Source organism: Algoriphagus aurantiacus, from assembly GCF_035156405.1.
GTDB classification, from domain to species: Bacteria; Bacteroidota; Bacteroidia; order Cytophagales; family Cyclobacteriaceae; genus Algoriphagus; species Algoriphagus aurantiacus.
The window spans coordinates 23,984-35,560 of the sequence record NZ_JAXRUT010000038.1 but is presented as its reverse complement, the minus strand read 5'-3'; the positions used below and the strand labels follow the sequence as shown (position 1 = coordinate 35,560).

General features: G+C 38.7%; 5 protein-coding genes. 3 read left to right on the top strand and 2 right to left on the bottom strand.

Features of this window, described 5'->3' with window-relative positions; genetic code table 11:
• The first annotated feature begins 264 nt into the window (after window positions 1-264).
• Both SYJ56_RS24030 and SYJ56_RS24025 read left to right on the top strand, forming a co-directional pair.
• A complete protein-coding gene (locus tag SYJ56_RS24030) occupies window positions 265-1,503 on the top strand; it encodes a neutral zinc metallopeptidase (RefSeq protein ID WP_323838710.1) in 1,239 nt (412 codons plus the stop codon).
• Between the two features lie 735 nt (window positions 1,504-2,238).
• On the top strand, window positions 2,239-6,561 hold the full coding sequence (locus SYJ56_RS24025) for a PAS domain S-box protein (protein ID WP_323838709.1): 4,323 nt from the start codon (window positions 2,239-2,241) through the stop codon (window positions 6,559-6,561).
• Window positions 6,562-6,577: 16 nt separating this feature from the next.
• Here SYJ56_RS24025 and SYJ56_RS24020 read toward each other — a convergent pair whose 3' ends face one another.
• Together SYJ56_RS24020 and SYJ56_RS24015 are read right to left on the bottom strand one after the other, a co-directional pair.
• Window positions 6,578-7,288: a LytR/AlgR family response regulator transcription factor gene (locus SYJ56_RS24020; RefSeq protein WP_323838708.1), complete on the bottom strand. Its 711-nt coding sequence runs from the start codon at window positions 7,286-7,288 to the stop codon at window positions 6,578-6,580.
• Between the two features lie 213 nt (window positions 7,289-7,501).
• Window positions 7,502-7,915, bottom strand: coding sequence for a hypothetical protein (locus SYJ56_RS24015; protein WP_323838707.1), 414 nt, complete (start codon window positions 7,913-7,915; stop codon window positions 7,502-7,504).
• A gap of 1,416 nt (window positions 7,916-9,331) precedes the next feature.
• Here SYJ56_RS24015 and SYJ56_RS24010 point away from each other — a divergent pair.
• Complete coding sequence (locus SYJ56_RS24010; protein WP_323838706.1) at window positions 9,332-10,555, top strand: ATP-grasp domain-containing protein; 1,224 nt, start codon at window positions 9,332-9,334, stop codon at window positions 10,553-10,555.
• The last annotated feature ends 1,022 nt before the right edge of the window (window positions 10,556-11,577 follow it).

The following is an 11,577-nucleotide window of genomic DNA, read 5'->3' as shown; positions in this document are numbered from 1 at the left end:
CAAAATCTAATTAAAAGCGGGATTTACCAAATCGGTAGTTCCGCTTTTTTCATTTTGTACTATTCTAAGATTGCTGTTCTACCCTTGGTTTTTTACCCGGATGCCAGTAATTCTTTTTTCTAATTGATTCATAGGTAATCATTTATTCAAAAAATATTTTTTACCTTTTATAAAGAGATGGGTAGATATGCCTTTTCAACAGGGGCATTCTTAATTTTTAAAGTCCTATTAACACAACCTTTTAACACTTAAATTTTAACCCTTATGGTAAACATTAAAAAACTTAACAAAATTGGATTGGGAATTTTCGCCCTTTCATTCTTACTGCTTACGGCCTGTGAATTAGAGCCAAGTGATACTATTGATCCAACAGCTTCAGAATTACTTTCGGCTGAATCGTCTGACAAACTGAATTTGTCGGATTTTTCCACACTTCCGGAAGGTTATGAAAACAGAACTGACCCGAAACTCAACTTAGGATCCGAATCAGCTAGGCAGTTAGAAATAGTATTAAATACACATCCAGAATATAGAGAGATGATTAGAAAGGCAATGGATGCGGTAAGTCCATCGACCTGCGGTCCAACAGACTTTAATTTTTGGTTAGATGACGAACTGGAAGGCTGGGATGAAGTAATTGATGAATTTGGAAATACCATATTTGACTATGCCCTTATTATTGGGATGCTAGACTTTCCTACTTACGATGCCTTATTATTTGAAAACAGTTCTGAAAACCAATATTTCGGTGTAAATGGAGAATATACCCAAAGGATGACCAAGACTTTTAAAGATTTGAGACGTTTTTGGGACATTCCATCTGATGATATTGTATTGGCCGCCATGCACGGAAATATGTTGCTGGATAGAGAAAAGGTAATCCGAATTGATAAAATTCTGTATGGAGATAGTCAAGCTATGGCTGAATATTATGCAGATCTTACCATCTTCTTATTAGAGAATTTCCCACAATACCGAAATGGTGATCATCCTGTCTTCACTTTAAATGCTTTTGCGTTAAACGGTTTTAATTTTCCCCCTTATGGTGATATTCCTTCTAAAATTGTCATGGGTGATGGTATTATGGAGGCTTATGAAGATCTTGGATTTGGTGATGTAGCTCCACAGGCTATCCTGGCACATGAATTTGCTCATCAAATCCAATTTAAATTAGACCTTTTTACCAGCCCAATTAGTGACCCGGCTGAGGCTACCAGACGAACAGAGCTCATGGCTGATGCTTATGCGGCTTATTATCTTTCTCATGCAAGAGGTGCTACTATGCAATGGAAAAGAGTTCAACAGTTCCTTCAGGTATTTTTCGTTATAGGTGATTGTGGATTTGCAAGTAGTGGCCATCACGGCACGCCTATTCAAAGAATGGCTGCAGCTGAATGGGGCTACCAACTTGCCGACAATGCAAAAAAACAAGGAATGATCTTAAGTAGTCAAGAATTTGCTGATCTATTTGATGCGCAATTGCCAATTCTTGTTGCACCTTAAGATTGATTAATTGTAGTTTAATTTTGAAAATCTATCCAATCTTAAAGAGGCTGTCTCAAATATAGAGACAGCCTCTTTTTTTTAAATTGTGGGTCTTCGCTTGATTGTACTTGACAGATTTAAGTTGGAATCTGAATCCTCTCTGTGCAACCCTATCTCCTCGGTATATCTCCGTGTTATTTTTTTCCAAGGCTTGTGTCATCCCATTCATGTAGGCACTAACAGTTGCGAAGTCTGGAGACTTGCGCTAGCTGGATCAACATTTTATGGGCATATGATTCGCCCTTTCATAGATTGAATCTGGCCTGAAAGGTCAGCATATCCCAGAGATGGGTGAGATCCCATCGCGAAATAGGAAGGGATTTGTGCTAGTCCTGAATGGGATAGTTATTTCATCTAATGCAACAAAAGAGTTGATCCAGCCGGAAAATAGCAGTCAGCATACAAAGACAGCATTTTAGTAAATCACAAGTCTAGAGGCAATTTGATTATGACAATCTAAGCCGTGCGTGTGGACACGAACGGCGGCGAAAGAAAAAGATGTAGTTACAAACTCACTTAGTCCAACCCTCTCCTATTAAAAGTGACAATCATCTCCTCTGCTAATCGGTGGTTGACCTACTTTCGCCACAGCTGATGCTTTGCGCATAAACCGAATTCACATTAACTTACAAGTTAGATCCTTAAAGTGCTAATTGAATTTGAATTTGAAAAACTGCCTTTACAAAGCCTCAAATGAAGAGTAAAAGATTCTCAGAAAATAGATCTAAATACATCCAGGAGTTACAGCTATTAAAAGATGTAATAGAACCGGAATTAGACGAAATAGCAAAACTGGCTTCCCTTCTCTGTAATTGTTCGGAAGCCTATGTTTATTTTTTTAATCAGGACTCCGTCATCCTAACATCATTTTTGGGAAGTCAGAAATCTGTTTCAATGGAGGTTTTGGAGGCAAGTGTCCCGCTCTTGGAAATTACGGATTATTTGATCTGCAATGATGGAAAAGATGGGTTTGGAAAAATGGCATTAGCCAATGGGCTAAGTCTCTTTGGGGCCTATCCTATCAAGGATGAAAATGGATTGCGGATAGGCGCTATTGCTGTCTCTGGTCATCTGAAAGCTGACCTTTCAGATGACCAGATAATCGGTTTGGGCATTTTGTCTCGAAGGGTATTCCGCCTACTGAAGGACAGAAAAGGGAATTTTGAACAGAAACATGTTGAAAAGCTGTTTCAATTGTCATCGGACCTTATTTGTTTGGCAGGCACTGATGGATTTTTTAAGAAAATCAGTCCCTCATTTAAAACTCTGTTGGGTTGGGATGAAGATATATTGTTGGCAAAATCATTTTTTGAACTTGTACACGATGAGGATCTTGCAAGCAGCCAAGCTGAACTTCAAAAATTGGCAGATGGAATTCCTACTATCAATTTTACACACCGCTTTAAAAAGATAGATGGTAGTTATCTGACCATTCAATGGATGGCTTCTCCTGATCTGGAGACCGGTAATGTTTTTGCCATTGGGAGGGATATCACCGAAGAAAGACAAAAGGAACTACAACGTTTTGAAAGTGAGCATAAGCTGAGGGTCTTTTTTGAAAATTCCCAAGGGCTCATGTGTACGCATGCATTGGACGGAAAATTTCTTTCAGTAAATAGCGCTGGAGCTGGGATTTTGGGTTATTCCCCAGAGGAAATATTGAGCAAAAGTTTGTTTGATATCGTCCCAGAAGAGAGGTATGAAGAATTGCAAGACTACCTAAAATTGATCAAAAGCAAGGGTAAGGCAAATGGGCAAATGCATACACTCCATAAAGATGGTTCGAAGCGAATTTGGCTATTTAACAATATTCTGGAAAAAAGTGAATTGGATGATAGTTATTACGTGATAGGAAATGCAATAGATATTACCAAGAGGGCTGCTTTAGAAAAGGACCTCAAGGAGATCAAAGAAATTCTAGAAGAGACAGGAAAAGTAGCTAGAGTTGGAGGTTGGACTATAGATCCTATAAATAATACGATTTACTGGAGTCCTATGACTAAGGATATCCATCAGGTTCCAGATGATTTTGTCCCAGATTTAGCAAATGGAATTAATTTTTATAAAGAGGGAGAAAGTAGGGAAAAGATAATCAAGGCAGTGGACCTTGCAATCCGAGAGGGAAAGTCATGGGACCTGAATTTGCAATTACTGACATTTAAAGGAAGAGTGCTTTGGGTAAGGGCTAAAGGTCAAGCTGACTTTAAAAATGGTGTTTGTACCCGGATCTTTGGCACTTTTCAGGATATTAACAAAGAGAAAAAGGCTGAAATAGAAGCAGCCAGCACCCGGAAATTATTAAATGATGTGTTTAATGCTTCCTCTGAGGTAAGTGTGATTGCAACTGATGTCTATGGAGTCATAACTGTTTTTAACAAGGGAGCGGAAAAAATGCTGGGTTATAAGGCCAAGGAAGTGATAGGTATCCATACCCTGGCTTTGATTCATTCCCGAAAGGAGATGGAAACCCAATCCAAAACCATCTCAAAGGAATTTGGAATTCAAGTCGAAGGTTTTCAAGCACTTATTTCGATAGCGGAGAAATATGGTTCCGAGCAAAAAGATTGGACTTATATCAGAAAGGATGGAAAAGAAAGGTTAGTTTCTTTGGTGATAACCCCGATTCGGGATACAGAGAATAAGAGTGTAGGTTATTTGGGAATTGCGATTGATATCACTGAAAAAAGAAATATTGAAATTGCCCTCATCAATGAAAAAAGCAGGCTCTCTGCTTTTGTGCGGCATACTCCGGCAGCGGTCGCCATGATGGATAATGAGATGAATTATATTGCTGTCAGTAACCGCTGGGAGGAAGAATATAATTATAGTGCGGAAGAGGTAATCGGAAAATCTCACTATGATCTCTTCAAAAAACTTATGAATGAGGAAAGGATTTCGAATTATAATCGGGTTCTCAATGGGGAAGCTCTCAGCAATAAAGAAGAAAAGATCTTATTTCCCGGTGAAATTGAACCTAGGTTTATCGCCTGGGAAATGCGCCCTTGGTATCTGTATGACGGAAAAGTAGGCGGCATGATGGTATTTACCCAAAACATTTCTCCTTTGATCGCCCAGCGCGAAGAATTAACACTTGCCAAAGTGGCTGCGGAGAAAGCGAATAAAGCGAAGTCGGAGTTCTTGGCCAACATGAGCCATGAAATCAGGACACCGCTGAATGGGGTCATTGGTTTTACTGATTTGGTATTAAAGACCAAACTAAATGAGACTCAGCATCAATACCTTTCCATTGTCAATCAATCTGCCAATGCCCTATTGAGTATTATCAACGACATTTTGGATTTCTCCAAAATTGAAGCTGGAAAATTGGAACTGGACATCGATAAATGTGATCTCTTTGAAATGTCCTCTCAGGCCACTGATATCATTACCTATCAGATTCAGAATAAGGGCCTGGAAATGCTTTTGAATATTGAAAATGATTTGCCAAGATTTATTTATGCGGATGCTGTGAGATTGAAGCAGATTTTGGTCAATCTTTTGGGCAATGCTGGAAAATTCACTGAAAAGGGAGAAATCGAGCTAAAAATCGAAAATTTAAATTCCAAGGGAGACTATAATACCATCAGATTCTCAGTAAGGGACACTGGGATCGGTATAAAAACAGAAAAGCAATCTAAAATATTTGAAGCTTTCGCTCAGGAAGACAGTTCTACTACTAAAAAATATGGAGGGACGGGATTAGGCTTAACTATCTCGAATAGGCTTTTGCGCCTGATGAATAGCAGGCTCCAATTAAAGTCGAAAGTAGGAAAGGGAAGTACTTTCTTTTTTGACATCACTGTTCAGGTGGAAGAAGGTGAAGAAATAGCATGGGTAGATGCTTCAGAAATCAAAAAAGTTTTGATTGTCGATGACAATGACAACAACCGTTTGATAGTAAAGCAGATGTTGTTGTTGAAAAATATCCATACCGAGGAGGCTACTAATGGTTTAGATGCACTTCAGGTTCTAATCAAAGGGGAAAAGTTTGATGTGATACTGATGGACTATAATATGCCCTACATGAATGGCATAGAAGCGATCCGTAAAATCAGAGAGATTTTCACCGATAAACAAGAGGAAATGCCCATCCTTCTGTTACATAGTTCTTCAGACGATCAAAAAATCAAACTGGAATGTGACTTACTGGGAGTAAAACACCGCTTGATAAAACCCCTAAAGCTTCATGAGTTATATCATGCCCTTTCAAGATTACATGAAATCAACGGTGATAAAGTCAGTGAAATTCAAGTTCAATCCAATGAAACTGCAAAAGAATATACCGTTTTAGTGGCAGAGGATAATTTGATCAATAGGTTGTTGGTTGAAACCATTATAAATAAAATTGCTCCCAATGCATTTATATTAAAAGCAAAAAATGGAACAGAGGCTGTTGACTATTGTCTCATCCAAGTTCCGGACATCATTATTATGGATATTCAGATGCCTATAATGAATGGATATGAAGCATCACAAAGAATTCGAAAATTAAAAAGTTGCAAAGATGTACCTATTATAGCTTTGACTGCAGGTAATGTAAAAGGGGAAAAAGAGAAGTGTCTGGCAGCTGGTATGAATGATTATGTTGTGAAACCAGTGCTTGAAAAAACCATACTAGAAGTTTTTAAAAATTGGCTTTTTGAGGACCCAGAAAGCCTGGAGGAAAAAATACTCGTTAAAAAGGAGGTTGATCCAGCACATTATGACGAACAGAAATTAAAGGATTACACAAATGGTGACAGCGTCGCGTTAAAAAGAATTATCGGTATAGTCAAAGTAGAATTGCGAGACACTTTAATTGAACTGGAAGATGCAATTGAGGATCAAAATTTAGCCTTAGTCCAAGAAGTAGGACATAAACTTTATGGAATTGCCATCTCATCTGGCATGGAAATTTTAGCAAAAATGGGCAGTGACTTTGAACTATCAGAAAGCTTTCATAAAAAAAATATGAAAAAGCTGTTGAAAGAAGTCAGAGCAGAAATCCGCATGCTGCTGGACCTGATAGACAACTAAAATTGAAAAGTGTCAATTAATCAATCAAATTGATGCTTTTCATTAAATCCGCCCTTTTGGAACGGCCGATTGGAATTATAGATTTTTGAATCAAAATAGTATTATCCTGAATATCAATGATTTTAGTCAGATTAATAATGAAGGATCTGTGAACTTGAAAGAAGATATCCTTAGGTAATTTTTCGAAAACTCTTGTAAGAGTTGTGTGAACCCGGAAAGTTTCTTTTTCTGTATTGATATCAATATAATCTCCTTTTGCTTCTATAAAATTAACGTCCATTGCATTAATCTTAATCAATCGCTTGTCAACATTGATGAAGAAATGTTCCTGAATCTTTTCAGTAGGAGTATCAGTATCGGCAACTTGATTCCCTTTCATTAATTTCTTTGCCTTGAGAACTGCTTTTTTGAACCTCTCTTGATCAATGGGTTTTTTTAAGAAATCAATAATGGACTCATAATCAAACGCTTTTAAAGCAGATTCTTTATCTGATGAAGTGATTATTATGAATGGAGGATTTTTGAGGGTTTGGACAAATTCAAATCCTGTGAAATCTGGCATATGGACATCCACGAAAATCAGATCCACTTCCTCTTTGTTCAAAAATCTGAATGCATCGATAGCATTCGAGAAACTATCGACTAAAATTAAGTTGGGATCTTTTTGACACATTAAAGTTAAAATTTCCCTAGATACACTTTCGTCGTCAACGATTAAACAATTCATAAACTAACCCTTACATTCTTGTAGAAATTTAAGGAATTTAGTTATGATTTCAAGGATTTCTTTGTCATATATAAGTTCCTTCCTTTTCTCTTAAAACAATTTTAAGTTAGTTTCAAAAACGGTATAATATCAGAAATACATTAATCATGATTTAAAGATCATATTTTTAGAGGTTAAAAAAATTTATTTTCTTTTCAATGTCTATAAAATTGACTAATGGCTTTTCGGCAATTTGGAATTTTTTTTACATATGATCAATGCGAAGCAGTGTCCCGAATCTACTAAGCCTGATTCTTTATCCCGATTTATAGTTACATTTTGACCATCGGTGGAGTAGACGAAGATCCAAGAATTGGGATCTTTGATGTGCGCAATATTTAATTTTTCCTTCTTGCCTTTATGCTGTTTGATTGCCGCTTTAAAAAAATCCCGGAAAACGACCTCTAGCAGATCGGGGTTTCCATTGATAAAAGGCAAAGTATTCTCAATATCAATAACAAATTTGTTTTGCCCTACCAGTTCAATCGTGATCCGTCGGATCAATTCATAACTGTCAATGATTTGATCTTTACTGACTGTGCCGATAAGGGACACATTCACATCATCCAAGTCATTTTCATTAGTCATATCTTTTCGATTAAACTGGTAAGGGAGATAGGGCAAAACAGGGTGTTAAACAACTAATTCTCCTTTTAAGATTTCAAAGTTCTTCAGGGCATATTGCTTAATTAATAAACTTTCATTCCCATTATTCTTTCAAATATCAGGAAGAAAGAAATGGCAAATAAAATGGGAAGGTCTAGCAAGGCTTAACTATAGACTAAATGATATTATCTATCGATGAACGGAAAGGGGTATGATAAAAAACTGGTTTTTTTGGTATAAGGAGAAGGAATTGTTGGGGTTGGGAGAACTTTGCAACCGTAACCCGAATGGTGGCGGAAGCGATTGATGAAACGAACGTTGTCCCAATATGAAGAAGGTGACCATTGATAAGCCTTCGCGGACTAAAGTTATTTTCTTCTGTCCTTTTGGACCAAGCCAAGTCGCAGTCCCGCATAGCAATCAGGACTTCTCCCCGCATGCCAGCCGTCTGGCTCGCTGCTGCGACCTCCTCCGCACCCTTAAACTTAACCAAGGTGCTAATTCGTAGTCTGTTGCATAGGGGATAGTAAGGGAAGATCAATTAGTTACGTGCATCCGTGAGTATCATCATTAATGCAGTGCCGGTAGAAAAGTAGCAATGCCGTAGGCATGGCAGATTTATAGTGAAAAAAGATATAAAAGGCCATTGCCTCCCGTCTACAGATAATGTGGGATAAGAGAGTAAACGCAGGAGGAGGCCTGCCTACCGTAGGGATGGAAAGGGGTTAAGCGTAGGTCAATTGCCGACAATTTCCCATTTGGCCTGAATGGATGAGGTGAAGTCTGTTTCTCTGATACTTTTGAGGCCAAAAGTATCCAAAAGTCACCCCTGCAATCTGGCCCAGCCCTAAAATCTTTCACCGAAAGATTTCTATACGGCCCGTCCTCCGAAATCAGCTTTCCAGGGCTCTTAAACAATTGGCTATTAGCTAAATCAGTACTGCCCAGTTTAGGCAGTCAAGACTGCATTACGTTGTGTCCAAGTCCGAAGACTTGAACCAGATATAATTAAGGCAATCTAGCCGTGCGTGATGACACGAACGGCGGCGAAATATGGAGAAGGTGACTATTTATAAACCCACAAAAAACCGGAGAGAATATCTTCCCTTCTTTAATTAATTGATCTGTTTAATAGATGCTGACACCCAATATTAGTGGGAAGAAAAAATGAGAATCGAAAGGATATGGCCAAAATCTGGTCTTAATTTCTATTATTCTAAGAAACTACTGCATTCAACTAAGCAATTGAAACTTTATGGAACGAACTTCGGATAGGTACCCTTGTATAGATGATGCCACGATCTATTTGACAGTTCTGTCTATTTCTCTCTAACATATCACTTGTTATTCCTGGCATCAGATTTTAATAAATTTTTAATCCAAAAACTAAATTTTATAATGGCTAAATGTTTCGCATTAATAGGTTGGAGTCTGCCTGTAATAGAAAGTATGCAAAAAACCGGGAGACCCTTTGTGGTAGTTTCCTTTGCAGATTTTGAACCGTACGCAAATGAAAATAATATTCCTTTCGTGTCTTACCCACTGGACGAATGGAGTGATACTTCAAACTCGATTGACTTATTCGAAAAGCTGAAGTCTTATGAGGTGGATGTAGCAGTGCCACTTTACGAAGAAACTGTAGAATGGGCTGGAGCACTGAATTCTATCTATCGTGGTGATCCGCGTGTACTGAATAGAGCTTTTTTATTCAGAAATAAAGCCATGATGAAGCGTAAAGCTCTAATTGGTGGTTTACGCGTAGGGCTATTTGAGGAAGTCTTTAACAAGGAAGGTGTAAAAGCTTTTATGAAGAGATTAAATCAAGCTAACCTTCAGTTGGACGGCGAAGAAGATAGCTGGGTGCATATCAAACCATTCGCATCTGCCGGTACAGTAGGCCACAGATTGCTTCGCTCCATGAGTGATGTTGATGAAAAATGCGAGGATAGTGATTTCCCATGTTTGGCAGAGAGTCATTTACCTGGGCGTGAATTTTCTTGCGAAGCTTTCATTAATAAAGGGAAGATAAGATTCCTGAATATTACAGAATATGTCAAGTTGGGCTATTCCAATTTCATTCCTGAAGGAAGATACCTGGAAAGCAAGCGTGACTTAATCCATAAGGAAGTACAGAAGATGGTGGACATATTTGGAATAGAGTATGGTATGGTGCACCCAGAGTGGTTCCTTACAGAAAAAGATGAGCTTAACTTCGGAGAAACCGCCTGCAGAATTCCGGGTGGACATATTTTAGAGCTTTGTTCCAAGTCCTATGAATTTGATGCGCTGGCTGCTTTTGTGATCTCACATGATCCCAATGCAACAGAAGAGGAACTTGATGCAATCTTTCCTGCAAAGGACTTCAAGCCTAAAAACTATCATGGCAACGTAATGATTTATCCTCGCAAGCGTCAATTCTCAAAGCTTGAAATTCCCGAATCGCTCAATAATGAGCCATACTTTGTAGAGCATACACTTATTGCGCCATACGAAGGTCAGAAGCTTAGCGCTGATAGGGATGGATTTGGAAATCATTTCGGTACTATCAACTTCCGGGGAGAAGATCCAGATCGTATGACTGAGTTGCTGAAGCATTATGAAGAGGAAGAGTTTTACGTATAAATTTTAGACGCAATACATGGAGTTAACAACCGATAAGGTATTTAGTAATTTTGACCAAAGTCTTCAGGAGTTCATCGACTCCGGAGCGCTTACCAAGCAGGAAAAAGCCAACAAATTAGCCAGTCACATCGATATCTTAAGCCTAACCAGAAGTGGGCTTGCTCATCTATATAGTAAAAGCGCAGAGCTCGATCGCGCTGATTTTTTCAAAGGCACTTCTTGGAGTGAACCAGACAAGCTTATTCCTTTTTTGGTCAAGGGTACGCTTAAATATGGACACCCGTCTTCCAGTTTTGAGACACTTTCCGAGCTTCGGATGTTGCGATATGCGAAAGGAGAGGATGTTCATGCAGCACTCTCTGCAGAAGATGCCCAGCGTTATATGGAAGAGGTGATTGTACATAATTTAGAATTTGCCCTCAGGGAGCCAAATGAGGAGACTAGGGTTCAAATGTCTGAAAGGGAGTTAAAAAAGGCATTCAACCTTTTTGGCTTTATCATGTCTGAAATGGACCTAGAGGGGGTTTACGATAAGTTGGTCGAAGAAGTACGAATGGTTTGCGAGCAGCGGCCCATTCGTACTCATAAGGCTAGGGAATTGATTAGTCTGGTACGGCGAAGGTTTGACACCTCCGGTGATTCGGAAAAAGACCGTGCTATTCGTGTTTACATCAATGCACTGCATGCCCCTTCTCAGGGTGCAAAAGATAATGAAGGAAAGGAGGCATATCGTCAGTTTGTTCTAGAGGCGAATGAAACCACCTTGGCTTCAGAAGCGCATGAAATGGGTGAATACATGAATGCTACAGGTCTAGTCAGTGGGTATCATGCTATACTGTTGAAACATATAGTTTCCGAAAATCCAAATCTTGTTCCAATCTGTCTTGATCTTAATGATCGGGGGATTGCTGAATGGGAAAAATATCATGAGTTGGTTTCCTTGTTGATTATCGAAACAGTGAGCTGGGATAATTGTCAATGTATCTATGGGCTTGCCAGGATGCTTGGTAAGAATTTGTTTT

Coding starts and splice junctions, on each gene's coding strand:
- SYJ56_RS24010 (WP_323838706.1), top strand. CDS start 9,332: ATGGCTAAATGTTTCGCATTAATAGGTTGGAGTCTGCCTGTAATAGAA.
- SYJ56_RS24020 (WP_323838708.1), bottom strand. CDS start 7,288: ATGAATTGTTTAATCGTTGACGACGAAAGTGTATCTAGGGAAATTTTA.
- SYJ56_RS24030 (WP_323838710.1), top strand. CDS start 265: ATGGTAAACATTAAAAAACTTAACAAAATTGGATTGGGAATTTTCGCC.
- SYJ56_RS24025 (WP_323838709.1), top strand. CDS start 2,239: ATGAAGAGTAAAAGATTCTCAGAAAATAGATCTAAATACATCCAGGAG.
- SYJ56_RS24015 (WP_323838707.1), bottom strand. CDS start 7,915: ATGACTAATGAAAATGACTTGGATGATGTGAATGTGTCCCTTATCGGC.